The following is a 26705-nucleotide window of genomic DNA, read 5'->3' as shown; positions in this document are numbered from 1 at the left end:
CTTGAAACAGGAAAAGGCCCGAGGGCCAGATAACAAACATCCGGAGGCATGGCCCCTGCCATTGCCTCCGGAGAGAGTGGTGGAATTACTTGGCGAGCGATTTGCTGCCGTCCTTGTGCCACTGGAAGACCTGGAAATCGAAGGAGTTCAGGTCACCTTGCTTGTTCCAGGACACGGGGCCCAGCACGGTGTCCACGCCGGTCGATTTGTGCATCCAGTCCGCCACCTTGGCGGGGTTGTCGCCAGCGGCCTTGATGGCGGCCAGCAGCGATTGAGTTGCGGCAAACGAGGTCAGCTGGAAGGCACCCGAAGCATTGCGCTTCTTGTCCTGGAAGGCCTTGACCACGGCAGCGTTCTTGGGGTTGGCGGCAAAGTCGGCGGGCAGAGTCACCAGCATGCCTTCGACGGCAGGGCCGGCAATGGCATTCACTTCGGGGTTGCCCACGCCTTCAGGGCCCATCATCTTGACCTTCAGACCTTGCTCGGCAGCCTGGCGCAGCAGCAGACCCATTTCGGGGTGGTAGCCGCCGTAATAGACAAAGTCCACGCCTGCGCCCTTGAGCTTGGTGATGACGGCGGAGTAGTCGCTGTCGCCAGCGTTGATGCCCTCGAACAGGGCCACCTCGATCTTGGCCTTCTTCAGGTCGTCACGCACGGAGGAGGCAATACCCTGGCCGTAAGACTGCTTGTCGTGCAGCACGGCAACCTTCTTGGGCTTGAGCTTCTCGGCAATGAACTTGGCGGCCGCCGGGCCTTGCTGGTCGTCACGGCCAATGGTGCGGAAGATGAAGTGGTAGTTCTTGCCGTCGGTCAGAGCGGGCGAGGTCGCAGAAGGAGTGACGACCACCACGCCTTCGTTGTTGTAGATGGGTGCTGCGGCAATCGAGGCGCCGGAGCAGACGGGGCCGACCACATAGCCGATCTTGTTGTTGACCACTCGGTTGGCAGCGACAGGACCTTGCTTGGGTTCGCAGGCATCGTCCACGGGTACCAGCTCGATCTTCTTGCCGTTGATGCCGCCAGAGGCATTGGCCATTTCAACGGCGGTGGTGGCGCCTTCCTTGACCATGTCGCCATACTGGGTCAGCGCACCGGTGGTGGGGATGACCAGGGCGATCTTGATTTGGGCATGCGCGGTGGAGACCAGGGCGGCACCAGCCAGGCCCAGGGCAGCAACAACGGTTTGCATGCGGAACGGAATGCTCATGAGGACTTCCTTAATCGGGAGATGTTCGAAAAGCGCGATTGCTGCCATAGCAGTTCGCGCAAAGAAGCTCAGATTAATCGAGTGGTCAACGAAGGCAACAGGGTATGCAGGGGCTGGTGCAGGCTTTCGGTTTTTGCTATGTCGTGCATAGCAGCTATTACCCAAGGGCTATGGCTCAGCCTGCATTTGTGATGTATATGCACAGTCCAGGCCTGAACTGTGCTGCAAGTGTCTGCATCAGCGGTCTTTTTGTGCAGGCTCCTGTCCTGCCTCAGTGCAGCGCTGAAGGGTTTTTTGTTGCGGCGTGGCAACTTTGAGAGCTTGACGGCTGCTGCTGATTTGATGGGGCTTAAAAAAGAGGCTCGCTTTTTAGCTGCAGCAGTTCACCGGTGACCGGGTGCGACAGCTCCAGTGCTGCAGCATGCAGCAGCAGGCGCGGGCTGGCGCTGGCCACGGCTTCGCTGGCATATAGCGCATCGCCCAGCATGGGGTGGCCTATGGCAGCCATATGCAGGCGCAACTGATGGGTGCGGCCCGTCAACGGGCTCAGCAGAACCCGGGTGCCGGGTATTCCAGATTGAGTGGTGTGCTCGATCACCCGCCACAGCGTCTGGCTGCTTTTGCCGGTTTCGTGATTGATGACGCGCAGCGGCCGACGCTCCCAGTCGGCCGCAATCGGCAGGTCTATCAGTTGCCAGCCCCTGGTATCCGCTGCTTCACTGTGCGCCTGCAATTCGCCGGCCACTACGGCCATATAGCGCTTGTCGACCTTGCGCTCGGCAAAGGCCTGGCTGAGCTGGCGTTGGACGGCCGGATTGCGAGCCATGACGACCAGACCGGATGTGGCCTGATCGAGCCGATGCACGACCAGTGCATCGCCGAAATGCCGGAGGGCTCGCAGGCTCAGGCAGTCTTGCTTGTCGGGGCCGCGACCGGGCACGCACAACAGGCCGGAGGGCTTGTCAAGCACCAGCAGGTGCTCGTCTTCATACACACAGTTCAACGCACTCATTCAAGCAGCTATCGATTGTTTCAGGGGTTGAGCAGTTCGTGCACAGTGGCGCAGAACTCCTGCACATCGTTGGGCTTGTGGATCAGGGCCCGGGCGCCGGCTGCAATCGCGGCCTGCTCGATTTCGGCCGTCACATAGCCGGAGGCCAGGGCAACCGGCAGTTGAGGGCTGATCTGCAGAGCCTGTCTGAGCAGGTCCAGGCCGCTGAAGCCGGGCATGTTGTAGTCGGTGACTATGAGGTCAAAGCGCTGTGGCTCCTCATGCAGGGCGGCCATGGCCTCGTGAGGATCGGTAAAGCCCGAGACTTCATAGCCGCGACGGCGCAGCAGGCGCTGAAACAGAAAGACCAGGGCCTGATCGTCGTCCACATACATGACATGGCTGGGGCGCGTGGCCAGGACAGGTTCGGGCAGCGGGGCTTCGGGTTTGTCCATGCGCATGGGCGGCAGCGCACAGTGGCTGGAAGTCGGGTCGCTGAGCGGAAAGTACAGCGTGAAGCAACTGCCCTGGCCCAGTTCGCTGTGTACATCGACAGCGCCGCCATGGGTGCGCATCACGCCATGTACGACCGAGAGGCCCAGGCCTGTGCCCTGGCCGACCGGTTTGGTGGTGAAAAAAGGCTCGAAGATGCGCCTCTGGGTCACGGCGTCCATGCCGGGGCCGGAGTCCTGCACCATAAAGACCAGGTATTCGGCCACGGCCAGACCCAGGCGCTCGCATTGGTAGCTGTCGGGAGCAATGCGCATGGCTCGCATCTGGATGATGCCGCGCTGACTGCCAATGGCCTGCATGGCGTTGTTGCAGAGATTGAACAGCGCCTGTTCCACCTGGGTGGGGTCGGCCAGCAGCGGTGGCAGATCGCTGGACTCCTGCACCTGAAGCTCTATGGAGGGAGGCAGAGTCACGCGCAGCAGGCGAGCTGTGTCGGACATGACTTCCTGCACCTGAACCGGACGGCGTTCAGGCAGGTCATTGCGGCTGAAAGTCAGAATCTGGCGCACCAGATCTCGGGCGCGGCGACCGGCTTTTTCGATCTCGCGCAGGCTTTCCATGGCAGCCGGGTTGCCGCAGCTATCGGCCTTGGCCAGTTCCACATTGCCCAGGATTGCACCCACGATGTTGTTGAAGTCGTGGGCAATCCCGCCGGCCATGGTGCCCACGGCCTGCATCTTGTGGGATTCGCGCAGCTGGGTCTCCAGCACATTGCGCTGTGCTTCGGCGCGATTGCGGCTGGTCAGGTCGCGCGCAAAGATGGTGGTGGTGTCGCCGCTGCTGTGGTGCTCGAAGGAGACGCTGATTTCCATGGGAATCTCACGCCCCGACAGGGTCAGACCCGTCATCTCGCCCAGCACGGCCTGTGTGGTCAGCGAGGAAAAAGCCAGCGCCCGGGCGGCATCGGGTAGAAAGCGCTCCAGCGGGCTGCCCAGGGCATCCTGAGGCGAGCACAGAAACAGGGCCGCCGCCGTGGGATTGAAGACGGTGATGCGCTGGTGCTGGTCGACGCAGATGATGGCGTCCAGCGCGGAGTTGATGACCGACTCCAGCCGTCTCTCGCTGGCATAAAGCTGCTGGTTGCGCTCTTGCAGCGCCTTGCGCTCGGCCAGCAGCGGGCCTTGATTGACAACGGCACACAAATACTGCCAGGTGGCTGGACCGTTTTGCTGGGGCACGACCACGCCGGCCACATGCAGGTCGCCGCAGAGCTCGAATTCTTCGGTGATCTGGAACAGAACCTCGTGTACCTCGGCGCGTCCCAGCGCTTTGGCCTGCTCGAAGGCCGTGGTCACGCGCTCTGCGTCGTTGACATGCACAAAGGGCTTGAAGTTGATCAGCAACCGGTCTTTTTCGGTGGGCTGAAAAGCGCGGTGTGCCATGGCATTGGCCTGAACCACCATATCGTATTCATCAACCACCAGCAGCGGCAGCGGAATGCTTGCAAACAGCGTTTCAAACCGCTCCGATGCGCTCTCGGCGACGGCCTGGCTGTAATTGAGCACCTCGTTTTGCAGCTCCAGCTCGTGCTGGTAGTTGCGCAACTCCGCTACCAGGGCCTGCAGCGGGTCTTCATCCTCGGGCACCAATGGCTGGGTGCTGGCGCTCAGGCCCAGCGGCGCAGCACCAGGGGCCAGCAGGGCATGCAGAGGCAGGCCGCCGTCAATGACAGGCAGCAAGGGTGGGGAAGTGGGTTCAGAGGAGCTCATGAGACAGGCGGAAGACATCGGCAGTGTAAGCCGGTCCCTGCAGTTGCCCTTGAAAAAGGCGGACAGTCAACCGGTATTCAGGCAACTCGGTGCTCGGTTTGGCGCCAGCAACGCGGATTGCATTGATGTTGTGAATGCACTGATTGCTGGCGAGCAGCGATGGGCTGGCAGGCGTTCGGCATTGATTGAGCATAAAAAAGCCAGTGCGGCGGAACGCACTGGCTTGGGGCGGAGACCTTGGCTATCAGTCTTCGTAAGCGTCCATGGGCACGCAGCTGCAAAACAGATTGCGATCACCATAGACGTTATCGACGCGGCCCACGGGGCTCCAATACTTGGCGCGGCGCAGGGCAGGCACGGGATAGGCGGCGGTTTCGCGGCTGTAGCCATGGTGCCAGTCGGCGGCCAGCAAGGCCTCTGCCGTATGGGGTGCGTTCTTGAGCGGGTTGTCGTCCCGGGGCAGTCTGCCGGCCTCGACCTCGGCAATCTCGGCGCGGATGGCGATCATGGCCTCGATGAAGCGGTCCAGCTCATACAGGCTTTCACTCTCGGTCGGCTCCACCATCAGGGTGTTGGGCACGGGAAAGGACAGTGTGGGTGCATGGAAGCCGTAGTCGATCAGGCGCTTGGCCACGTCCTCGGCCATCACGCCGCAGCTGTCCTTGAAGTGGCGCAGATCCACAATGCATTCATGGGCCACGTGTCCGTATTCGCCCGCGTACAGCGTGGGGAAGTGCTCCTTGAGCCGCGCGCTGATGTAGTTGGCGTTGAGGATGGCGGTTTCGGTCGCCAGCTTCAGACCCGGCTCGCCCATCATGCGGATATACATCCAGCTGATCGGCAGAACGGCTGCATTGCCCAGAGGCGCTGCGCTGACAGCGCCCACCTGGCGGACGTCGCCTGCGGTGGCATGCCCAGGCAGAAAGGGCACCAGATCTTCGACCACGCACACGGGGCCGACGCCGGGGCCGCCGCCGCCGTGAGGAATGCAGAAGGTCTTGTGCAGGTTCAGATGGCTGACATCGCCGCCGAACTCGCCGGGCGCGGCAAGACCTACCAGGGCGTTCATATTGGCGCCGTCCACATAGACGCGGCCGCCATGGCTGTGCACCAGCTGGCACAGCTCCTTGACCTGGGTCTCGAACACGCCGTGCGTGCTGGGGTAGGTGATCATGATACAGGCCAGATTGGCACTGTGCTTCTCGCAGGCCAGCTTCAGATCCGCCATGTCCACGTTGCCGTTGTCGTCGCATTGGGTGACCACGACCTGCAGGCCCACCATCTGCGCGCTTGCCGGGTTGGTGCCGTGGGCGCTGCTGGGAATCAGGCAGATATTGCGGTGCGCCTGGCCGCGTGATTCATGGAAGGCCTTGATGGCCAGCAGACCTGCGTACTCGCCCTGGCTGCCTGCATTGGGCTGCAGGCTGATGCCCGCGTAGCCCGTGGCCTGACACAGCCAGTCGCGCAGTTGCTGGTCCAGCTCGGCATAGCCTTGCAGCTGGCTGGCAGGAGCAAACGGGTGGATGTCGGCGAACTCGGGCCAGGTGATGGGGATCATCTCGCTGGTGGCATTGAGCTTCATGGTGCAACTGCCCAGCGGGATCATGCTGCGGTCCAGGGCCAGGTCCTTGTCGCTGAGGCTGCGGATATAGCGCAGCATGGCGGTTTCGGAGTGATGGGTGTTGAAGACCGGGTGGCTCAGATAGGCCGTGCTGCGCTGCAGGGATTCGGGGATCAGTGAGGTAGGGCCTTCATCCATGGCCTCGATGGTGGGCAGAGCCTGACCCTCCTGGGCAAAGATGCTCCAGATCAGCTCGACATCGGCCCGGGTCGTGGTTTCGTCCAGGCTGATGCACAGATATTCATTCCAGGCCTTGCGCAGATTGACGCCTCGGGATACGGCACGAGCCGCCAGGGCATCGGTTGCATCCCGGGTATGCAGGCTCAGTGTGTCGAAGGCTGTGTCGTGGTGATGGGCGCTGAAGCCCAGCCTTGCCAGGCCCCGGCTCAGGATCGCCGTCAGGCGCGCCACCCGCTGGGCAATGCGCTTCAGTCCCTGGGGGCCGTGGTAGACGGCATACATGCTGGCGATCACGGCCGGCAGGACCTGGGCCGTACAGATATTGGACGTCGCCTTTTCGCGGCGGATATGCTGCTCACGTGTCTGCAGCGCGAGGCGGTAGGCGGGCTTGCCATGCACATCGACGCTGACACCCACCAGACGGCCGGGCAGGCTGCGCTTGTATTCGTCGCGGCAGGCCATGAAGGCCGCGTGCGGGCCGCCTGCTCCCATGGGCATGCCGAAGCGCTGGCTGTTGCCCACGACAATATCGGCATCCCATTCGCCGGGCGGTGTCAGCAGTGTCAGGGCCAGCAGGTCGGTGGCCACGATGGCGGCCGCCTGCTTGGCGTGAATGGCTTGCACATCGGCCTTCCAGTCCACGATCCAGCCACTGGAGGCCGGGTACTGGATGACGGCGGCAAACAGGTCGCCCGCCAGCGCGGCATCCCACTCCTGCTGGCTGTTGGCGATCACCACTTCGATGCCGATCGGCCGGGCGCGGGTCTCGATGACTTCAATCGTTTGCGGGTGCAGATCGCCGGCCAGCACGATGCGATGGCTTCTGGATTTGACAGAGCGCCTGGCCAGCGCCATGGCCTCGGCGGCTGCCGTGGCCTCGTCCAGCATGGAAGCATTGGCAATCGGCATGCCGGTCAGGTCGGTCACCATGGTCTGGAAGTTGACCAGCGCCTCCATGCGGCCTTGTGAGATTTCGGCCTGGTAGGGAGTGTAGGCCGTGTACCAGGCGGGGTTCTCGAGGATGTTGCGCAGGATGACGCCCGGCGTGTGCGTGCCGTAATAGCCCTGGCCGATAAAGCTCTTCAGCACCTGGTTCTTGCTGGCGATGGCCTTGAGTTCGGCCAGCGCAGCGGCTTCAGTAATCGGCGGCGGAAGATCCATGGGCCTGGCGCGAGCGATGGAGTCGGGCATCACATCGCGGATCAAGGCGTCCAGCGATGGCTTGCCGATGGCGGCCAGCATTTTTTGCTGCTCATCGGCGTCCGGGCCTATATGACGGGGGATGAATTCTTGGCTGTTTTCCAGCGCTTCCAGCGAAGCGACGGGGGCGGGAGGCGACATCAGCATGGGAGGGACCTATTCTCAAATACTGTGACTGACGGTTTGCATGCCAGGCATGCGTGAATGCCGTATGCCTGAAGGCATACGGCCGGTGCTTCAAGCAGTGCTGGCTTGTTCCAGCGCGGTGTTCATCAGGGCCAGGCGTTCGCTTTCCTGGTCGGCATATTCCCAATCGGGATATTTGCTGCGCGCCACGGTGTTCAGCCATTGCTGGCAGGCCAGGGCAAGCAGGGCTTGCTGGTGCAGATCGGCATCGATGCTGCCTGTGATCTTGAGCTGACCAAAGGCGGTGGCCACGTGGGCGCGACAGACCGAGCGCAGATAGATCTGGTTCATGTCGTCGCTGGCCATCCATTGGGCCTTGGCAGCTTCGTCTTGAGCCAGCATGTCCTGGGGCACGGGCAAATCCCAGTCGCTCAGTTGCTGGCGCAGAAAGCGCAGTGCCTTGGCGGGCTTACCGCCCGTCTGCTCCTGGTACCACTCTTCAAGTGCGGCCAGCGTGTCGCTGCCATCATCGTTGCCGAAGGGGCTGAAGTCGTCACCGCAGTCGTAATAGAAGTCCTGGGCCGCGATGCGTGCAAAGGTCGGGTGACTGGTCTCGCGGGCGAGACCGATGTCCGGATCGTCGAAATACAGAATGGTGCTCATGGCTGCATGCAAAAACGGCCTTCGCAATGCGAGGGCCGTTGATACGCTTAGTTGTCCTTGGCGAAGTCGTTGTAGGCGGTCTCTTCCATCAGAGCTTCGAGCTCGCCCACATTGCTCATCTTGACCTTGAAGAACCAGCCCGCGGCCAGTGGGTCGCTGTTGGCGAGAGACGGGTCATCGCGCAGGGCTTCGTTGACTTCGACGATCTCGCCGGTCACGGGCATGTAGACATCGGCAGCGGCCTTGACGGATTCGACCACGCCAGCCACATCGCCGGCTTTGAAGGAGGATCCCACGGCAGGCAGGTCCACAAACACCACATCGCCCAGCGCATCCTGTGCGTGTATGGTGATGCCGACGATGGCGGCATTGGTGTCAGCGGCGTTGATCCACTCGTGTTCTTTGGAATACTTGATGCTCATGGAAAGCTCCAGATGGGGGATTCAGGGGAATCGGGTGTTGTTTGAGAAAGGTCCAGTTCGCACTTTAGCGGTGTTCTGGCGGCTGTTTGGCAAAGTGGCCCGTCTCATGCACGGCGGCAGACCTAGCCGCGGTAGTAGCGGGTGGGAACGAATGGCGTGGCGACCACCTTCATGGGCACGGGCTTGCCGCGCACCATGGCGAAGATTTCCGTATCAATGGCGGCGTAGTCGGGCTCGACATAGGCCAGTGCCACGGGCTGGTTGAGCGTGGGGCTGAGCAGGCCGCTGGTGATGTGGCCGATATGCTGTCCGTCCATGTTTTCCAGCACGGCGGGCTCGCGCACGGGAATGCGCTCCAGCGCGATCAGGCCCACGCGCTTGCGGCGCAGCGACTGAGGGTTCTGCAATTGCTCCAGCACGATGGCCGCACCGGGAAAGCCGCCCTCGCGCTCGCCGCCGGTGCGGCGCACCTTCTGCATGGCCCAGTTCAGCGCGGCTTCCACCGGGGTGGTGCTGGTGTCTATGTCGTTGCCGTACAGGCAAAGTCCGGCTTCAAGGCGCAGCGAGTTGCGCGCGCCCAGACCGATGGGGGCCACCTCGGGCTGGGCCAGCAGAGCTTGGGCAAAGGCTTCGGCTGCTTCTCCGGGCAGGGAGATTTCAAAGCCGTCCTCGCCCGTATAGCCGCTTCGCGTGATGTAGAGCGCATGGCCTTGCCAGTCGAAGTGATTGCCGGTCATGAAGACCAGTTGCGTCACACCGGGAATCAGACGCGAGAGGGCCGCAGCGGCTTGCGGGCCTTGCAGGGCCAGCAGGGCGCGCTCGGGCAGTGGGACGACCTCGCAGCGGTTACCGATGCCGCTCTGGATATGGGTGATATCGGCCTCTTTGCAGGCGCCGTTGACGATGAGGAACAGATCATCGCCGCGATTGACGAACATCAGGTCGTCGAGAATGCCGCCTTGTTCATCGAGCAGCAGTCCGTAGCGCTGCTTGTGCAGGCCCAGGTCGATGACATCGACGGGCATCAGCGATTCGAGCGCGGCGGCGGCATCGGGGCCGCGCAACAGCAACTGGCCCATGTGCGAGACATCGAACAGGCCGGCGGCCTTGCGCGTGTGCAGATGCTCGGCCATCAGGCCTTGAGGGTATTGCACGGGCATGGAGTAGCCGGCAAACGGCACCATGCGGGCACCCAGTTTCTGGTGCAGGGCAAACAGCGGCGTGGAACGCAGATCGGAAGAAGTGGCAGCAGCAGTCACAGGCAAGCGCTCCGGTGGTCAAAACCAAATGAGTGGCCATGCATGACTGGGCCATGCTTGGCGGGCTTGCCCTGCTGTCCGCTTTACCTGAGAGATTCACTGTCTTTGCTTTCGCGGACAGTTTGCTCCTTCGGTGGATGCTGGCGCACATACGAAATGACGGCCTGCATCTCTCTCCAGCAAGGGACGCTGCAGGCTCGCACACCTTGCAGCGTTTGTCAGTCCTTTTGCCTGAGCGTTTTGACTCCGGGTGGGGGTCTGCGCCTTCGGCGGTGCAAGGCAGCTTCAAGCTGCAGGCACTCTCTCCTGACGTTGGCGATTCTAGCGGCGGGCAGGGTGCCTGCACCACCGCAATTAGTGGATTTTGGGGTTTTCGAGCACAGATCGCCGGGATTGGGCCTGTGCGCTCATCGTGTCTCGGTATTCAAGGATGGAGGCTCGGGGAGCTCAATCTCCTGGCGTGGAAACACCAACTGATAGGGCTGCTCGAAGCAGGCTGCCACGGGCTGGCCCTGGCGCATGCCGGGCTTGAACTTCCAGAGCTTGAGCGAGCGCATGATGGAATTCACGATGCGGGGATCGGCATCGGCAGGTTGATAGGCCACACGGCCGAGCTGACCCTGAGCCGTGACTTCCAGGCGGAAGACCACCGTGGTTTCCAGCCCGTTCGGAAACCAGTGGGCGCTGATGGAGGGCGTGGTGTGGCGGCGTGGCCGGGGTTGCTGATCGAGCTGGGCGGGGGGTGTGCAATCTGCATTGATCCAGGCGGGCCATTCCATGCTCTGTGACCGCTTGCGCTGCGTGTTCAATGACGGAGCCGGCGTCGGCTCCGGCCGCTCGGAAACCGTGCTCGGGGTGCCGGCATCCGGAGGCAGCTTGGGCTGACTGCCATCGGAGAGGTGGGAACAGGCACCGAGCAGCAAGGTGGCCAGGGCTGCGGCAAGGTGTGAAGTGCGCGAAATGTCCATGAGGGCATTGTCGGCCATGTCGGCAGCATTTTCAGGGTTGCGCAGGGCGCAGATCCAGTCCTTTGATATCGACCTCGGCACAGGCACGCCACCAGGCCGAGCCGGCATGCGGAGCGCTCAGGTCCAGGCGCTCGCCCATCATGGGCGTGGCGATCTCTATGCCGTGCTGCCTGCCCAGACTCAGAATTTGCTCGAAGGGATCCCACCAGGCATGCATGGCGAGGTTGAAAGTGCCGTTGTGTATGGGCAGCAGCCATTGGCCGCCGAGATCCCGGTGGGCTTGCATGGTCTGGGCCGGATGCATATGGACATAGGGCCAGTGGGCGTCGTAGGCTCCGGTCTCCATCAATGTGACATCGAAGGGGCCGAAGCGCCTGCCGATTTCGGCAAATCCGTCGAAGTAGCCGCCATCGCCGCTGAAGAAAACGCGCAGCGGCCTGTCGGCCTGGCGGTCTTCTATGGTCCAGGAAGACCAGAGCGTACGGTTGCCGTCTCGCAGGCTGCGCCCAGAGAAATGCTGGGCGGGCGTGGCCGTGAAACGCAGGCCGTCGACCTCGCTGCCCTGCCACCAGTCGTGCTGCACGATCTTGTCGGCCGGCACGCCCCAGGCCGCCAGTCTGTCTCCCACTCCCAAAGGGCAGAGAAAAACGCCTACCTTGGGCGCAAGCACTCGAATGGTGGCTCGGTCCAGGTGGTCGTAGTGGTCATGCGAGAGCAGCACGCCGCGCAAGGCAGGCAACTCGTCCAGGGCAATCGGCGGGGCATGAAAGCGCTTGGGGCCGGCAAACGATAGTGGGGAGGCACGCTCGGAAAACACCGGGTCCGTCAGCCACCAGCCGCCGCGCAGCTTCATCAGCAAGGTGGAATGGCCCAGGCGATACAGGCTGCGTTCGGGCGCGAGGTTCAGCTCGGCCGTGCTAAGCGGCAGCACGGGCAGCGCCTTGCCCGGCTCGGAATCGGCCGGCTTGTTGAAGAAGAACTTCCACAGCGTCCCGGCATCAGGCTTGGGGCCGTCAGCCGGACGTGGATACGTGTTGCGAAAGCGCCCGCCTGAATACTGAGGCGAGTCCTCGTAGTCGGCGATGGGGGTGGAGAGGCTTGGTTTGCGAAACAAGATCGGGCGCCTTAGTAAGACATTTGCCGCAGTTTGGGACGGTTTGCTGCGCTGCAAGAGCGAACTTGCAAGAGGCCGTATCGCGGCAACGGCCATTCGGGCACTGGCATGGGACCGATGCGACACTTGCTCGAGGAGGAGCAAGCACAATGAATCCCATGGTTCTGAATCTCGAAAATCTGCTGGCTGCCGGCAAGGACGGTGCCTTGCTGCGTTACACCCTGGGCAAGGCTTATGCCGATGAGGAGCTGATGGGCGTGGCGCGCGAGCATCTGCGCAAGGCCACGGCACTGGATGCCGAATACTCCGTCGCCTGGAAGCAGCTGGGCAGGGTGGAGCTGGCGCTGGGCGATGCGCAGGCGGCGCGAGCCGCCTGGCAGCAAGGGCTGAGCTGCGCTCAGGCCAAGGGCGATGCCCAGGTCGTCAAGGAGCTGCAGGTGTTTTTGCGGCGCCTGGACAAGCAGGCTGCCGGCACCTAGAAACTTCAGAAAAATAGCTGCAAGCGATTGTGGATCAATCGCTTGCAGCCCATTCTGTCTGAAGTTTGTCAGTGTGCGCCGGCGGCCGCGTCGGAGGCTCCTGCGGCAGAGGCCGGGCGCTTGGTGAACCAGATCAGCACGATCAGGCTCAGGAACAGAAAGGACGATGCCAGAAAGATGTCGTCGGCGGCCCGTGTGAAGGCCTGCTGATCGATCAGCCGGTTGATCTGGGCATAGGCCTGCTCGGCGCTCATGCCCGCTGCCTGCAGATTTCTGACCGTGCTGGCAAACGTGCCCTGGCCCTGCACCAGCAACTCGGTCAGATGCGCATGGTGCATGGAAGCCCGGCTTTCCCACAGGGTGGTGGCAATCGAGGTTCCCATGGCACCAGCCGTGATCCGCACGAAGTTGGACAGACCAGCGGCGGCAGGAATGCGGTCCGGCGTCAGTCCGCTCAGCGTGATGGTGGTCAGCGGAATGAAGAAAAATGCCATGGCACCGCCCTGAATCAGCGTGGGAATCAGGATATGGGCGAAGTCGGTCTCCACGGTGAACTTCGAGCGCATCCACAGCACCATGGCAAACACGATGAAGGCAATCGTGGCCATCTTGCGCGGATCCCAGACACCGACCTTGCGGCCCACCATTGGCGTGAGCAGGATGGCCAGCAGGCCAACCGGCGCCAGGGCCAGGCCGGCCGAGGTGGAGGTGTAGCCCATCCATTGCTGCAGCCACAGCGGCAGCAGCACGACATTGCCGAAGAACAGGCCATAGGCGATCGACAGCGCGATCGAGCCAGCCGCGAAGTTGCGTCGCTTGAACAGGCGCAGATCGACGACTGGATGGGCGTCGGTCAGCTCCCAGACCACGAAGACGGCAAAGGCCACCACGGCAATCACCGCAAAGGCGATGATTTCATTGGAGGCAAACCAGTCCAGCTCCTTGCCCTTGTCCAGCATCAGCTGCAGCGCCGCCACCCAGAGCACGAGCAGGGACAGGCCCACGGTGTCGATAGGCAGCTTGCGCGTGGGCGTTTCGCGGTTGCGGTAGATGCTCCAGGTCATGAGGGCCGAGAGCAGGCCCACGGGAACGTTGATGTAGAAGATCCAGGGCCAGGAAATATTGTCCGTGATCCATCCGCCCAGCAGTGGCCCGACCACGGGCGCGACCAGCGTGGTCACGCCCCAGAGCGATAGCGCCACACCGGCCTTGGCGGGCGGATAGCTGGACAGCAGCAGGGTCTGCGACAGCGGGATCATGGGGCCGGCCACGGCGCCTTGCAGCACGCGGAACAGCACCAGCATCTCCAGCGAGGAGGCAAAGCCGCAGAGCCAGGAGGTCAGCACGAACAGCAGCACGCTCATGGTGAACAGGCGCACGGCGCCGAAGCGCTGGGTGAGCCAGCCCGTCAGCGGCACTGAGATGGCATTGGCCACACCAAAGCTGGTGATGACCCAGGTGCCCTGGCTGGGGCTGACGCCCACATCGCCGGAGATGGCCGGAATGGCCACGTTGGCAATGGAGGAGTCCAGCACGTTCATGAAGGTGGCCAGCGATAGCGCCAGCGTACCCAGGGCGAGCTGCGCGCCCTTGAGCGGGGCGATGGCTGGCGGCATGGGGCGGGCCGCCGGGGCTGGTGGCGAGGCGCCAGCTCCGGGGTCGTCAGAGGTCGTGGAAGTCATGGCTGATTCCGCGTCTTATTGCGCAGTTTGGGCTGCGGACTGGGCGGGCTGAGCGGGTGCGACCGGGGCGGGCAGGTCGGCCAGCTGGGTCAGCGCCGGCAGCTTGTCGCCCGCGATGATGTGCTGGATGCGCTGCTCGGCCTGGGCCAGGCTGCCGTCATAGACGGTAGTCTGGGCCACGGGCTCGGTGCGCGGCGTGCTGGCCAGGGCCTGACCGTCCTTGTCGCGGATATCGACCTTCACGTCCATGGACAGGCCCACACGCAGCGGGTGCTGCTTGAGCGCCTCGGGCTCGAGGCTGATGCGCACGGGAACGCGCTGCACCACCTTGATCCAGTTGCCGGTCGCGTTCTGCGCGGGCAGCAGCGCAAACGCCGCACCCGTGCCTGCGCCCAGGCCCACGACCTTGCCTTCGTACGTTGTCTTGTCGCCGTAGACATCGGCGGTCAGCTCCACCTTTTGGCCCATGCGCAGATCGGCCAGCTGGCTTTCCTTGAAGTTGGCATCCACCCAGAGCTTGTGCAGATCGACCACGGTCAGCAGCGGCGAGCCGGCGGCCACGCGCTGGCCCAGTTGCACGCCGCGCTTGGCCACAAAACCGTCCACGGGCGCGATCAGCCGCGTGCGCTGCAGGGCCAGATAGGCCTCGCGCACCTTGGCTGCGGCCGCCATGACGGCGGGGAAGTCCTCGGCCGTCGTGCCCTTGGTCTGGGCTTCGGCGGCCGTCAGCTGGGCCTTGGCCGCGCGCACGGCGGCTTCGGCGGCCGCCACGGCGTTGCTGGCGGCCGCTGCCAGAGCCTTGGCATGGTCAAACTCTTCCTTGCCCACGGCGCCGGTGGCCGTGAGGGGGCGGCGCCGCGCCACATCGTCGTTGGCCTTGGCGGCATCGGCCTTGAGGCGCAGCAGATCGGCTTCGCGCTGGGCTACCTGGGCGGCCAGCGGGGCGTTGTTGGCATACAGGGTGCGGGTCTGGCGCGCGGTCTGGGCCAGTTGCGACTCGGCCTGGGCCAGCTGCACCAGATAGTCGGCAGGGTCCAGCTGCACCAGCAGCTGGCCGGCCCTGACATAGTCGGTATCGTCGGCGCCGATGCTGATCACGGTGCCGCCGACCTGGGGCGTGATCTGCACCACATTGCCTGCCACATAGGCGTTGTCCGTGGTCTGGTAGTTGCGGGCCACCATCCAGTGCCAGCCGCCCCAGGCGATGGCGGCCACGGCGACAGCGGCCGCCACGATGGTCAGGCCCTTGCGGCGGCCCGCAGGGTTGGCGCTGGGCGTGGCTGCCGCAGGAGCTTGAGGAGCGTTCTGAGTAGGCTTGGTGTCGGTCATGATGTTGGCGCTTTGTTATCTGTGAAGCGGTTTTGCGCTATTGAAAAAGAGGAGCTGCTAGCGCTTGTCAATAAAGGAATTGAGAGTGTTTCTGCCTTGAATTCAATGACAGTAGGGCGATAGCAGCTATTGATTTTGTTGAGTCCGATGTTTATTGCAGGGCAACAGCCGGGGTGTCGTCGCTCCAGCCGCCGCCCAGGGCTGCGGCCAGGGCCACTCGGGTGTCCAGCTCGCGCGCCTGCAGGTCCACGGCCAGGCGACGCTGGTTGATGAGCTGGGTTTCGGTGTTGAGCACGGTGATCTGGCTGCCCAGGCCGGCCTGATAGCGCTGCACGGCAAAGTCATAGGCCCGCTCGGCCTTGGACAGCGACTCGGTTTGCAGCTGCTGCTGGCGCTGCAGCGATTGCACGGAGGCAATGGCGTCGCCCGCCTGCTTGACGGCATCTAGCACGGCGCCGTTGTACTGGGCGATGGCGGTGTCGAGATCGGCCTGTTTGCCGCGCAGCTGGGCGCGCAGGCGCTTGCCGTCGAAGATCGGCAGGCGCAGCGCAGGCGTGATGCCCATCTGGCGCGAGCTGCCCTGCAGCAGATTATCCAGGCCCAGCGCGTTCAGGCCCACAAAGGCGGTCAGGTTCACATCGGGGTAGAAGTCGGCCCTGGCCGATTCAATGCCTTGCGTGGCCGCTTCCACGCGCCAGCGCGCGGCAACCACATCGGGGCGGCGGCCCAGCAGATCCGCGCCCAGAGCCTGGGGAACGGGCTGGATGCGCAGCACCGACAGTCTGGGTGAGAGCGCATTCTGTGCATCGGGCGCCTGGGCGCAGAGCACGGCAATCGTGCGCCGCGCCAGCGTGATCTGCTCGCCGAGCATCTCGATCTGGGTTTGGGCATCGGGCATGCCGGCCTGGGCCTGGGTCAGCTCCACCTGGCTGTCCAGACCCGCCCGGGTGCGCTGCTCGCTCAGGTTCAGCAGTGACTGGCGCTGGCCCAGCGTGCGCTGTGCCACTTCCTTCTGGGCAATCAGCCTGGCCAGGGCGATATAGCTGCGCGCCACCTGTGCGGCCAGCTGGTTGGCGGCGGCGGCGCTGTCGGCCTTGGCAGCACGCGCCTGGCCCAGCGCGGCCTGCAGGTCCGCGGCATGCTTGCCGAAGAAGTCGGGCGACCAGGACAGGCCGGCCTGCAGATTGCCGCTGTTGTAGATATTGCCCGCAATGGGGGCGGGAATCATGCCGTTGGCCGTGTAGCGCTGGCGTGTGGCATCAGCGCTCAGCGTTCCGCGCACATCGCTGGCCGTGCTGCTGGCCGTGGCCAGGGCCGCGGCTTTTTCAAAGCGGGCGTTGCTGGCAGCCAGGCTGGGGCTGCCGGCCAGGGCCTGATCGATGAGCTGATTGAGCTGGGCATCGCCCAGACCTTTCCACCATTGGGAGGAGGCCAGTGCCGTGGCATCTGCAGCGCTGAGGCTGGCGGAGTCGTTCAGGCCGACATCGGCCGAGCCCAGTCGTGCCAGCGGCTGGTGTGCCGGCCCTTGCGAGGCACAGCCTGCCAGCGCGAGCACGGCGGCCAGTGCTGCGGTTGCCAGCAGCGGGCGGCCAGGGGCGCACTCGGTGGCGGGTTTGCGTGAAGGTCTAGAGGTCATGGAAAAGTGCCAGTGGTTTTTATTGAAATAGGGCGGTGAAAAAAGTAGGCAGCAGGCCAGCCTAGTGCCCGGGGTCGCGGCCTGCCTCGTTCGTTTGGATGGGGGGCTTGCCCGGCTCCTGGGTCAGGGCCTCGCGCAGCGCATCGCCGTTGACCAGCATGCGCTGCAGCATGGACAGCATCAGCGTGCATTCGCTGTGGCTGAAGCCGCGCAGATGGCCGTTGAGCACCTTGGTCAGCACCTTGGGCACCTGGGTGGCGACGCTGCGCCCTTCCTCGGTGAGTACCAGATGTACCACGCGCCGGTCGGTGGTGGAGCGCTCGCGGCGCAGCAGCCCCTTGGCCTCGATGCGGTCCAGCGCGCGCGTCACCGAAGCCGGGTCCATGCCCAGGTCCTTGGCCAGCGTGCTGCTGTTGGTGTCGGAGCAGATCAGCAGCTTGTAAAGCGGCAGCCACTGCACATAGGTCAGTCCTTGCTCGGCCAGCTGAGCGTCGGCCAGCTGCAGGATGGAGCTCAGTACACGCCGCATGAGAAAGCCAATGCTTTTGTCTGGCGCGTAGACCCCTGCCTGGTAGAAGAAGCTGGATTCGTCCTGCGGGTCGATGATGGGGTCGGTCTGGTTTTGCAATGGCGCCACCAATATTTGCTTGGTCAATGATTGAGTCAGCAATTATTGTGCAGCTGCAAAAAAATGTCAGCAAGGTTTGAGCAGCGAGATATCGGGCCTTGGCGTGCTTGTACCGCTTGCTATGAAAATAAAAGCAGTTTGCGTTTTGTTGTTATGTGCATGAATCTGGCGCAGCCCCAAAAAAAAGCCCGGTCATGGAGACCGGGCGGGTGCGGGCAGGGGAAAGGAGGCTCAGAGCGGCACGCGCAGCACGACCACGATCACCAGGCCCAGGGCCAGATTGAAGGAGACCCATTTGCGGATGCTCTCCAGTGCCTTGCCGCCTGCGGGCCAGTCCTTGAGCTGCACGGCCGCATTCAGGCGCTTGAACAGGGCGAAGCGGATATGACCGAACACGGCCATCATCACCAGGCCCAGAATGCTCATCACGATCCAGTTGACCGGCATGTTGAACTGGCCGCCGGCCTGGGCGGCCATGGCGTGAATGCTGCCAATCATGCCGATGCCGGTGGCCAGCACGACGACCACCAGCACCATGACCCAGGCAAAAAAGCGCTGCAGCACGCCATGCATCAGCGTCACGCGCTCGGGCGGCTGCAGACCCTGGACGGCAGGGCGCAGAAAGAAATGCGCGAAAAACATGCCGCCCACCCAGATGATGATGGCCAGAAGGTGCAGAAGTTTGAACAGAATGAAAAGCATGGCTTGTGGGGCTTGATTGGGGAGATATCGCAAGCCTAACGGAGATCGTCCTACGGATGGAACACACAGGCCGAAATAGCAGGGCTTTCGCTTTGCCCAGGCCTGATTAGACTTGGCTGCAACCAAAAACAGCCAGCAATGGCACAGGAGTCCTTATGCCAGAACAAGCCACCGTCGTGGCCTTCAAGCAGTCTTCCGGGCGGGTCGCATTGCGTACCGGCAACGGCCGCTTTGTGCTGGCCGAGCAGACCGATTCCAGCGCGCTGCGCGAAGGGCTGAGCCTGAGCGGCAATATGAGCGAGTTCGGTCCCGAGGTCTGGAGCGACGACAGCGGACAGAACCAGTACGAAGTCTTTGTGCTGGGCTGGGATCTGTCGCAGGAAGCAGTCGAGCTGGAGATGTGATGTGTTGCGCCTGGAAAAAGAGCTGCCAGCGCTTGATTGACAGGCGCTGGCAGCTTTTTCTTTTGGGATTTTCCTGGAGCCGGGGCTTTCACCCCGGTGCGCCCTGTTACTTCTTCAGGTCGAAGCGGTCCAGTTCCATGACCTTGACCCAGGCAGCGACGAAGTCCTGGTAGAACTTCTGCTCATTGCCCTTTTCGGCATAGACCTCGGCCACGGCGCGCAGAACGGCGTTGGAGCCGAAGACCAGATCCACGCGGGTGCCGGTCCACTTCTTGGCGCCGCTCTTGCGGTCCACGCCTTCGTAGTTGCCATCCTCCAGAGGCTGCCACTGTGTGCCCATGTCCAGCAGGTTGACGAAGAAGTCGTTCGTCAGCTTGCCCGGAGTCTGGGTCAGCACGCCGTGGTTGCCGGCGGTGTTGATGTTGATGGCACGCAGGCCGCCGATCAGCACGGTCATCTCGGGGGCCGTGAGCGTCAGCAACTGGGCCTTGTCGATCAACAGGGCTTCGGCGGGTGCCGGGAAGCGTCCTTGCAGGTGGTTGCGGAAGCCGTCGGCCTTGGGCTCCAGCGGCGCGAAGGATTCTGCATCGGTCTGCTCGTCGCTGGCGTCGCCGCGACCGGGAGTGAAGGGCACGTTGATCTTCACACCAGCGTCTGCGGCCGCTTTTTCAACGCCCGCGCTGCCAGCCAGCACGATCAGGTCGGCCAGCGAGATGCGCTTGTCGCCCTCGGCAGCCTTGTTGAACTCGCGCTGGATTTCCTCGAGCTTGCCCAGTACCTTGGCCAGTTGCGCTGGGTTGTTGGCTGCCCAGTCCTTTTGCGGAGCCAGGCGGATGCGGGCACCGTTGGCGCCGCCGCGCTTGTCCGAGCCGCGGAAGGTGGAGGCCGATGCCCAGGCCGTGGCCACCAGCTCCTGCACCGACAGACCCGATGCCAGCAGCCTGGCCTTGAGGGCGGCCACATCGGCGTTGTTGACCAGTTCATGCTTGACGGCGGGGATGGGGTCTTGCCAGATCAGCTCTTCCCGGGGTACTTCGGGGCCCAGATAGCGTGCACGCGGGCCCATGTCGCGGTGGGTCAGCTTGAACCAGGCGCGGGCAAAGGCTTCGGCGAAAGCCTGTGGGTTTTCGAGGAAGCGGCGCGAGATCTTCTCGTAGGCCGGGTCCATGCGCAGCGACAGGTCGGTGGTCAGCATGGTGGGCTTTTTGTGGGGGCCGCCATGTGCGTCGGGGATGACATCGCCAGCGTCCTTGGCAACCCACTGAATGGCACCCGCAGGGCTTTTTTCCTGCACCCATTCGTACTTGAACAGGTTCTCGAAGAAGAAATTGCTCCACTGTGCAGGAGTCTGGGTCCAGGTCACTTCCAGGCCGGAGGTGATGGCATCGCCGGCCTTGCCGGACTTGTAGCTGCTGGCCCAGCCCAGGCCCTGGGCTTCCAGGCCGGCGGCTTCGGGCTCGGCGCCCACATGGCTGGCGGGGCCCGCACCATGGGTCTTGCCGAAGGTGTGGCCGCCGGCGATCAGCGCCACGGTTTCCTCGTCATCCATGGCCATGCGGGCAAAGGTGTCGCGGATGTCATGCGCGGCCGAGAGAGGGTCGCCATTGCCGTCCGGGCCTTCGGGGTTGACATAGATCAGACCCATCTGCACGGCGGCCAGCGGGTTCTCGAGGTCGCGCTCGCCGCTGTAGCGGCTGTTCGGGTTCTGGGTGGGGGCCAGCCATTCCTTCTCGGCGCCCCAGTACACATCCTGATCGGGTTCCCAGGTGTCCACGCGGCCGCCGCCGAAGCCGAAGGTGCGGAATCCCATGGTTTCCAGTGCAACGTTGCCGCACAGCATCATCAGGTCGCCCCAGGAAATCTGGCTGCCGTACTTTTGCTTGATCGGCCACAGCAGGCGGCGCGACTTGTCGATGTTGACGTTGTCAGGCCAGCTGTTGAGCGGGGCAAAGCGCTGCTGGGCGCGGCCTGCGCCGCCTCGACCGTCCTGAATGCGATAGGTGCCTGCTGCGTGCCAGGCCATGCGGATGAACTGGGGACCGTAGTGGCCGAAGTCGGCGGGCCACCAGTCCTGCGAGTCGGTCATCAGGGCGCGCAGGTCGCGCTTGACGGCTTCATAGTCCAGCTTCTGGAAAGCCTGGGCGTAGTTGAAATTTTCACCCAAGGGGTTGCTTTTGGCGGAGTGCTGGCTCAGCAAATCCACGCGCAGCTGATTGGGCCACCAGTCCTTGTTGCTGGTGGCGTTGCCTGCGGCGGCGGTTTCGCTGTTCTGTCCTTGGTGGAAGGGGCACTTGGATTCAGTAGTCATGGGGCTCTCCGTTTCAACGATCCGACAGGTCGGTAGGTCCAGGAAACAGATATCAATCAATAATTGATATCACTCAATTCAACTCAATAGCTATTAGCGATTGGCTGAGATGAATTATCGGTGCGCGGCTGGCCTGAAGCGCGTGTTGTGCTATTGAAATTACTAAGCAGCGCCATAGGAAGAAATGTGGGTCGAGTCTTGAGCCGACGCAAAGTCGGGTTCAGGTACTTCGCAAAGTGACTGAGACTGTGACTTTTAAAGCGTATGCGAGGCAGCCTGTTTGCACAAGCATGAGCCATCAAATCAGGTCGTTGACCTACCTGGCCTCAGCTGTGGCAGCGGCTCAGCCGGCTACCAGCTTGTGCACCAGATCGGCTGCGGTGGAGGCGCCGTATTTGCGCATCAGCCGGGCGCGGTAGATTTCCACGGTGCGATGGCTGATGGCCAGTGCCTTGCCGATTTCCTTGCTGGTCATGCCTTCGAGAAGACGTGCAGCGACTTCGCGTTCGCGGCCCGTGAGTTCGGCCTTGACGGGGCGGTGGGCCGAGAGGTCCTCGAAGCTCCAGATGCCCGAGGCATGGGGATCGTTGCGGTCCAGCGTGCGGCCGCTGACATGGCACCAGAACACCTCGCCATTGGCGCGCTTCATGATGCGGTTGTCGGAATAGATGCCTGTGGTGTTGAGAATCGGGGCAATGCGCGCGCCCAGGCGCTCGTATTCGTCAACGCTGGGGTATAGCACCTGGAACGTCTGTCCTATGAGTACCTCGCGCGAGGCATGGAACATTTCGCACAATTGCCGATTACAGTCAATCATGATGCGGTTGCGCGAGATGACGAGACCTACAGGGGCGGCGTCGAACGCCAGCCGGTAATCCACAACCATGGTACTGCTCTTTACGAAAAACTACTTACTCAAGTACGTAGTATCGTAGCGCATCCAATTTCAAGGAGACATGTGTGAAAAAGCTCTACCCATCAGCAGAAGCGGCGCTGCAGGGCGTGGTGTCCGACGGGCAATTGCTGGCCGTTGGCGGCTTCGGCCTGTGCGGCATTCCCGAGGCCCTGATCGATGCGGTTTGCGCCAGCGGCGTCAAGAACCTCACGGTGGCATCCAACAACGCCGGCGTGGACGGCTTTGGTCTGGGCAAGCTGCTGGACACCCGCCAGGTCAAGAAGATGATCTCCAGCTATGTGGGCGAGAACAAGGAGTTCGAGCGCCAGTACCTGGCTGGTGAGCTGGAGCTGGAGTTCACGCCTCAGGGCACGCTGGCCGAGAAGATGCGCGCTGGCGGCGCCGGCATTCCGGCCTTCTTCACCAAGACCGGTGTGGGCACGCTGGTGGCCGAGGGCAAGGAATTGCGCGAATTCGACGGCGAGACCTATGTGATGGAGCACGCCATCGTGGCCGATGTGTCCCTGGTCAAGGCCTGGCGCGCGGACAAGAGCGGCAATCTGCAGTTCCGCCTGACGGCGCGCAACTTCAACCCTGCGGCAGCCACCTGCGGCAAGGTCTGCGTGGTGGAGGTCGAAGAACTGGTGGAAGTGGGCGAGATCGCCCCCGACGACATCCATCTGCCCGGCATCTATGTGCACCGCATCGTGCACAACGCCAATCCCGAAAAGCGCATCGAAAAGCGCACCGTGCGCGAAGCCTGAACCATGGTGGATTCGTCCCATTCGCCCGAGGCTGCCGCCCAGGCCGACCTGCCAATCTTTCGTGCGCTGGCTGCGCAGGAGCTGGAGCAACTGGACCGCGAGCGCTTGCTGGTGTGCCAGGTCGCGGCCCGTGAACTGGGGCTGAGCGACTGGAGCATGGACCGCTCTGGCCTGGCGCAGTTGCAGCAGTTGCTCGATCGAGGCCTGGTATCGGCCGACAACCTGTTGCTGGCCCGAGGACTGGGCGTGGTGCTGGGGGACGCGCTGAGCTGCGAAATGGACGATATGGACTGGCATATGGTGAGCGACGAGTGGGGAACCGACCCCGTTGTGCGCTACCGCGAAACCAGCATCCAGGTGGGGGCTCGCGACATGGTCCTCAAACGGCTCGAAGACGGCCAGAGCGTCGATCTGCTGCACTTGCTCGATGGTGTGATTTCGCACCTGCAGCCCATGATCGATTCCGGCGACTACCAATAACGTCAATCAAGATTTATTCAGGAGGCTCTTATGCCCTGGACCCAAGACCAGATGGCCGCGCGCGCGGCCCAAGAACTCGAAGACGGTTTCTACGTCAACCTCGGTATCGGCATTCCCACACTGGTGGCCAACCACACGGGCGACAAGGAAGTGTGGCTGCAGTCCGAAAACGGCATGCTGGGCATCGGCCCCTTCCCGACCGAAGACCAGGTCGACGCCGACCTGATCAATGCCGGCAAGCAGACCGTGACCACGCTTCCCGGCTCGGCCATCTTCGGCTCCGACCAGTCGTTTGCCATGATCCGCGGCGGCAAGATCAATCTGTCCATTCTGGGCGCCATGCAGGTGTCCGAAAAAGGCGATCTGGCCAACTGGATGATTCCCGGCAAGATGGTCAAGGGCATGGGCGGAGCCATGGACCTGGTGGCAGGCGTCAAGCGCGTCATCGTGCTCATGGAACATGTGGCCAAGAAAAAGGACGGCACGACCGACCTGAAGATTCTGCCCAGCTGCACCCTGCCGCTGACGGGTCTGGGCGTGGTGGATCGCATCATCACCGATCTGGGTGTTATGGACGTGACACCCGAAGGCCTGAAGCTGGTGGAGCTGGCCGAGGGCGTGAGCTTTGACGAGATCCAGTCCAAGACGGGTGTCACGCTGCTGAAATAAGCGGCGCTGCGCTCCCGGGCAAGAACCGCTGCGGCGGTTCTTTTTTTATGCCTTTTCTGCGAAATCAGCAGAATTAATAGCTGCCAGGGTTGATGAGACAAGCGATGTAAGCTGTTTTTGCTTTAATTGTGGCCCACAAATTATTGCAATCTGCAACAATTGAGTTTGATTGAGCAGACAGAAAAAGAGCGCTTTGATGAGTGAGAACGCTGGTGCGCAGGGGCACGAGACCGATGTACATTTTTTGCGCGCGGTCACCGATATGGCCGAGCATACGGAGGTCATGACAGGCGATGCAATCTATACCGACAAGGGCATGAAATTGGTGGACAAAGGCACACGTGTTGACAGCCGTCTCTATGACCGTCTGGTCATGCACAAGCTGCGTGACCCCATCGATGCCAACCTGATCACGGGCGACCTGGTCGACGTGGCATCCCTGGTCGCTCTGGCGCGCCAGCAATGCGAGCAGGTCGATCTGCTGCACCGCATGGTGGCGTCCATCGGTGATATCGAGCGTCTGCTCGCGCCGCTCAAGAGTTTGCTGTTGCCTCAGGCCATTGCCTTCAAGCTCACCGTCATGCGCGAGCAGCGCTCCGACCTCTACCACCACAGCCTGCAGATGACGTTGGTGGCGATCTTTCTGGCGCTCAAGAACGGCTGGACCGAGCGCGAATGCGTGCCACTGGCCACGGCTGCGCTGCTGCACGATGTGGGCATGCTCTATATGGACCCGGTCTGGACCGACCCGGACCATCGCTTGAGCGGCGAGGAACGCAAGCATCTGGTCGCGCACTCCGTCACCGCCATGCTGGTGGTGCGCAGCACCGAACTGTATTCGCGCGCCGTGGAAATCGCCGTGCTCGAGCACCATGAGCGCATGGATGGCTCCGGCTATCCGCGCGGCATCAAGGGCAACGCCATTTCGCCCATGGGGCAGGTGCTGCTGCTGGCCGAGGTGGTCTCGGCCTTCTTCGAGAAATTCACGGACATGCCGGGTCAGCGCCTGTCGCTCATGCTGCGGATGAACCACAAGAGCTATCCGGCCGATCTGGTGCACCTGATTTTGCCGCTGCTCTACGACGAAATCAGTCCCGGCAAGCCGCTGGCGCCGATTCAGGCTGAGTTCTCTCACAGCATTGCGGCCCTGGAGGCTGCGCTGCGCAAATGGAGCGAACTCAGGCGTGACTTTCCCGAGCACTGGCAGCAAATGCCCGACGCACAGGCGGCGGTGGCCGTGGAGGCCAGTCTTGCGCAATTGCAGAAACAGCTGGCCGAGGCAGGCTCCCACCCCAGCCAGCAGCTGGATGTGTTGAGATTCTTCAAGGATGATGCGATGGGCATGAGCGAGCTGGCCCTGGTCAACCGCGAGGCCCTGTGGCAGCTGCAGGCGATCATGAACGACTGCCTGCGCCGTTGGCCCACGCTGGGGCAGGGCGGCTCCACGCTGGAAGTCGCCGTGGCCGAATGGTGCGAGGCCTGTGCTCAGCTGATGCCGCAGGCAGGCCGCACTTCGGCCATGAATGTCGACACGCAGTCGCTCAATTGACGGCATTGACCACGAGCTTCGCTCGAAACGGCTGTCCTCAAGTTTGATAGCTGCAGGCGCTTTATCGACGGGCGCTACATGGGTATTTCTTCAATATTCTGTGCATCACGCCGCGGCGCGGCGTGCTTTGCCGTGTCTGCTGGCGGCATTTTGAAAAAGTATTTTTGATAGCGTGCGATGCCCGATCAACAAGGGCTGGCAGCATCTTCTACCAGTCTTAGGGCTTTGTTTTGCGCAGAAACTCAGATAACTGTATATTTGTACAGTATCAAAGAGTTTTCGCATGCACATCCAGTCCCAGACATCCTTGGCCCGCCCTGGCTCACAGCCAGGCATGACGGCGTCCGTCCGGCAGCAGGCTGGTGCAGAGCAGGGCGTGCAGCGGGGTCTGCAAGCTGTGGGCCACCCGCATTTGTCCGCCATACAGATTCCCGGTGTCTGGCGCGGCACGGACTGGCAGCAGGATGCCTGCCGCAATGTCTGGCCCAGCGGCCATGCAGCGCTGGACTGCGAGCTGCCCGGTGGTGGCTGGCCCGGCAACGCCTTGATTCAGCTGCAGCAACCCGCGCACTGCCATGCGGAGTGGGCCTTGCTGTTGCCCGCGCTGGCCGCCCGTGTCCGGCAGCATGCGGCTTCTCGCGGGGATGCGCGGATGGGGCAACTGGTGCTGGTGGCTCCGCCCTATCTGCCCTTCGCCCCGGCCTTGCAGGCCGCCGGCATTGACGCAAAGCGGCTGTGCGCGGTGCAGCTGGGGCGCAGTGCCCAGGATCTGGCCTGGGCCTGCGAGCAGGCGCTGCATTGCCGGGATGTGCTGGCGGTGCTGGCCTGGTTGCCTGAACTTCCAACGTCCACGCTGCGCCGCTTGCAGCTGGCTGCCGCTTCGCAGGGCCGGCCTCTGTGGCTATGGCAGGAGTTGCTGGCCGAGCCGCTGAGCTCTCCCGCCGCATTGCGGTTGAGACTGGAGAGAGTCACGGCAGACTCCGCTGCCCAGCAGGCGCCGGGTTTGCAGATACAGATACTCAAGCGCCGTGGGCCTTTGCTGGAGCGCCCCATACAGCTCCCGCTTTCAAAGTGGGCCTGGCAGCCCGTGCTGCAGGCACAGGCACAAAGACATGCGCGCCAGAGCGAAGAGGCCGCCATGCTCATGCAAGGGCGCATGACAGCCGCAGCTCCTGCAGCGGCCTCGCCTTGGATGACGGAGGCATGA

Annotated in this window: 23 protein-coding genes and 2 riboswitches; of the genes, 7 read left to right on the top strand and 16 right to left on the bottom strand. The window is 62.9% G+C overall.

What is annotated here, in order from left to right:
• Window positions 1–85: 85 nt before the first annotated feature.
• The 9 genes from CTATCC11996_RS19425 to CTATCC11996_RS19385 all read right to left on the bottom strand — a co-directional run bounded on the left by CTATCC11996_RS19425 (window position 86) and on the right by CTATCC11996_RS19385 (window position 11973).
• Window positions 86–1207 carry a branched-chain amino acid ABC transporter substrate-binding protein gene (locus tag CTATCC11996_RS19425; protein ID WP_003079480.1) on the bottom strand — a complete coding sequence of 374 codons (1122 nt, stop codon included), beginning with the start codon at window positions 1205–1207 and terminating at the stop codon, window positions 86–88.
• Window positions 1208–1556: 349 nt separating this feature from the next.
• Complete coding sequence (locus CTATCC11996_RS19420) at window positions 1557–2219, bottom strand: RluA family pseudouridine synthase (RefSeq protein WP_034349653.1); 663 nt, start codon at window positions 2217–2219, stop codon at window positions 1557–1559.
• Between the two features lie 20 nt (window positions 2220–2239).
• Window positions 2240–4420: a PAS domain-containing hybrid sensor histidine kinase/response regulator gene (locus CTATCC11996_RS19415; protein ID WP_034349794.1), complete on the bottom strand. Its 2181-nt coding sequence runs from the start codon at window positions 4418–4420 to the stop codon at window positions 2240–2242.
• A gap of 244 nt (window positions 4421–4664) precedes the next feature.
• A complete protein-coding gene (gene gcvP / locus CTATCC11996_RS19410) occupies window positions 4665–7568 on the bottom strand; it encodes an aminomethyl-transferring glycine dehydrogenase (RefSeq protein ID WP_003079475.1) in 2904 nt (967 codons plus the stop codon).
• A gap of 90 nt (window positions 7569–7658) precedes the next feature.
• On the bottom strand, window positions 7659–8210 hold the full coding sequence (locus tag CTATCC11996_RS19405) for a hypothetical protein (RefSeq protein WP_003079473.1): 552 nt from the start codon (window positions 8208–8210) through the stop codon (window positions 7659–7661).
• 47 nt (window positions 8211–8257) lie between these two features.
• Entirely contained in the window at window positions 8258–8632 is a 375-nt protein-coding gene (gene gcvH / locus CTATCC11996_RS19400) for a glycine cleavage system protein GcvH (RefSeq protein ID WP_003079471.1), read from the bottom strand.
• Window positions 8633–8754: 122 nt separating this feature from the next.
• Window positions 8755–9891 (bottom strand): glycine cleavage system aminomethyltransferase GcvT, encoded by a 1137-nt coding sequence (gene gcvT / locus CTATCC11996_RS19395; protein WP_172590546.1) that lies wholly within the window; start codon window positions 9889–9891, stop codon window positions 8755–8757.
• A 64-nt stretch (window positions 9892–9955) separates the two neighbouring features.
• Window positions 9956–10081, bottom strand: a riboswitch (glycine riboswitch).
• Window positions 10082–10100: 19 nt separating this feature from the next.
• Window positions 10101–10210, bottom strand: a riboswitch (glycine riboswitch).
• A gap of 88 nt (window positions 10211–10298) precedes the next feature.
• A complete protein-coding gene (locus tag CTATCC11996_RS19390; RefSeq protein ID WP_003079467.1) occupies window positions 10299–10877 on the bottom strand; it encodes an energy transducer TonB in 579 nt (192 codons plus the stop codon).
• Window positions 10878–10890: 13 nt separating this feature from the next.
• The gene (locus CTATCC11996_RS19385) at window positions 10891–11973 is read right to left on the bottom strand and encodes an MBL fold metallo-hydrolase (protein ID WP_003079466.1); all 1083 of its coding nucleotides are present in this window, start codon (window positions 11971–11973) and stop codon (window positions 10891–10893) included.
• A 149-nt stretch (window positions 11974–12122) separates the two neighbouring features.
• Here CTATCC11996_RS19385 and CTATCC11996_RS19380 point away from each other — a divergent pair, with 149 nt between their 5' ends.
• A complete protein-coding gene (locus CTATCC11996_RS19380; RefSeq protein ID WP_003079464.1) occupies window positions 12123–12452 on the top strand; it encodes a hypothetical protein in 330 nt (109 codons plus the stop codon).
• Window positions 12453–12520: 68 nt separating this feature from the next.
• Here the strand turns inward: CTATCC11996_RS19380 and CTATCC11996_RS19375 are convergent, their stop codons facing one another.
• The 5 genes from CTATCC11996_RS19375 to CTATCC11996_RS19355 all read right to left on the bottom strand — a co-directional run bounded on the left by CTATCC11996_RS19375 (window position 12521) and on the right by CTATCC11996_RS19355 (window position 18429).
• Window positions 12521–14134, bottom strand: a complete 1614-nt coding sequence (locus CTATCC11996_RS19375) for a DHA2 family efflux MFS transporter permease subunit (RefSeq protein WP_034349652.1) — start codon at window positions 14132–14134, stop codon at window positions 12521–12523.
• A 15-nt stretch (window positions 14135–14149) separates the two neighbouring features.
• Window positions 14150–15463, bottom strand: coding sequence for an HlyD/EmrA/EmrK family protein (locus CTATCC11996_RS19370; RefSeq protein ID WP_003079458.1), 1314 nt, complete (start codon window positions 15461–15463; stop codon window positions 14150–14152).
• Window positions 15464–15614: 151 nt separating this feature from the next.
• Entirely contained in the window at window positions 15615–17099 is a 1485-nt protein-coding gene (locus CTATCC11996_RS19365) for an efflux transporter outer membrane subunit (protein ID WP_003079456.1), read from the bottom strand.
• Window positions 17100–17160: 61 nt separating this feature from the next.
• Entirely contained in the window at window positions 17161–17736 is a 576-nt protein-coding gene (locus CTATCC11996_RS19360) for a MarR family winged helix-turn-helix transcriptional regulator (RefSeq protein WP_115597205.1), read from the bottom strand.
• Window positions 17737–17958: 222 nt separating this feature from the next.
• Window positions 17959–18429 carry a CopD family protein gene (locus tag CTATCC11996_RS19355; protein WP_003079451.1) on the bottom strand — a complete coding sequence of 157 codons (471 nt, stop codon included), beginning with the start codon at window positions 18427–18429 and terminating at the stop codon, window positions 17959–17961.
• A gap of 155 nt (window positions 18430–18584) precedes the next feature.
• Between CTATCC11996_RS19355 and CTATCC11996_RS19350 the strand changes: the two genes are divergently transcribed.
• Window positions 18585–18833, top strand: coding sequence for a hypothetical protein (locus CTATCC11996_RS19350; RefSeq protein ID WP_003079448.1), 249 nt, complete (start codon window positions 18585–18587; stop codon window positions 18831–18833).
• 106 nt (window positions 18834–18939) lie between these two features.
• Here CTATCC11996_RS19350 and katG read toward each other — a convergent pair whose 3' ends face one another.
• Both katG and CTATCC11996_RS19340 read right to left on the bottom strand, forming a co-directional pair.
• Window positions 18940–21141, bottom strand: a complete 2202-nt coding sequence (gene katG / locus CTATCC11996_RS19345) for a catalase/peroxidase HPI (protein WP_003079446.1) — start codon at window positions 21139–21141, stop codon at window positions 18940–18942.
• A gap of 343 nt (window positions 21142–21484) precedes the next feature.
• Window positions 21485–22027, bottom strand: a complete 543-nt coding sequence (locus CTATCC11996_RS19340) for a PAS and helix-turn-helix domain-containing protein (protein WP_003055436.1) — start codon at window positions 22025–22027, stop codon at window positions 21485–21487.
• Between the two features lie 74 nt (window positions 22028–22101).
• Here CTATCC11996_RS19340 and CTATCC11996_RS19335 point away from each other — a divergent pair, with 74 nt between their 5' ends.
• From CTATCC11996_RS19335 to imuA, 5 genes are all read left to right on the top strand, one after another.
• On the top strand, window positions 22102–22800 hold the full coding sequence (locus tag CTATCC11996_RS19335) for a CoA transferase subunit A (RefSeq protein WP_003079441.1): 699 nt from the start codon (window positions 22102–22104) through the stop codon (window positions 22798–22800).
• Between the two features lie 3 nt (window positions 22801–22803).
• Complete coding sequence (locus CTATCC11996_RS19330; RefSeq protein WP_003079438.1) at window positions 22804–23280, top strand: DUF3806 domain-containing protein; 477 nt, start codon at window positions 22804–22806, stop codon at window positions 23278–23280.
• A gap of 30 nt (window positions 23281–23310) precedes the next feature.
• The gene (locus tag CTATCC11996_RS19325) at window positions 23311–23949 is read left to right on the top strand and encodes a 3-oxoacid CoA-transferase subunit B (RefSeq protein WP_003079436.1); all 639 of its coding nucleotides are present in this window, start codon (window positions 23311–23313) and stop codon (window positions 23947–23949) included.
• Between the two features lie 196 nt (window positions 23950–24145).
• Entirely contained in the window at window positions 24146–25498 is a 1353-nt protein-coding gene (locus tag CTATCC11996_RS19320) for an HD-GYP domain-containing protein (protein ID WP_003079434.1), read from the top strand.
• 283 nt (window positions 25499–25781) lie between these two features.
• Complete coding sequence (gene imuA / locus CTATCC11996_RS19315) at window positions 25782–26705, top strand: translesion DNA synthesis-associated protein ImuA (protein ID WP_003079431.1); 924 nt, start codon at window positions 25782–25784, stop codon at window positions 26703–26705.

The sequence above is a fragment of the Comamonas testosteroni ATCC 11996 genome (assembly GCF_000241525.1).
Taxonomy (GTDB): domain Bacteria; phylum Pseudomonadota; class Gammaproteobacteria; order Burkholderiales; family Burkholderiaceae_C; genus Comamonas; species Comamonas testosteroni.
The sequence above is the reverse complement of the archived record's forward strand: the minus strand, read 5'-3'. Positions and strand labels throughout refer to the sequence as shown.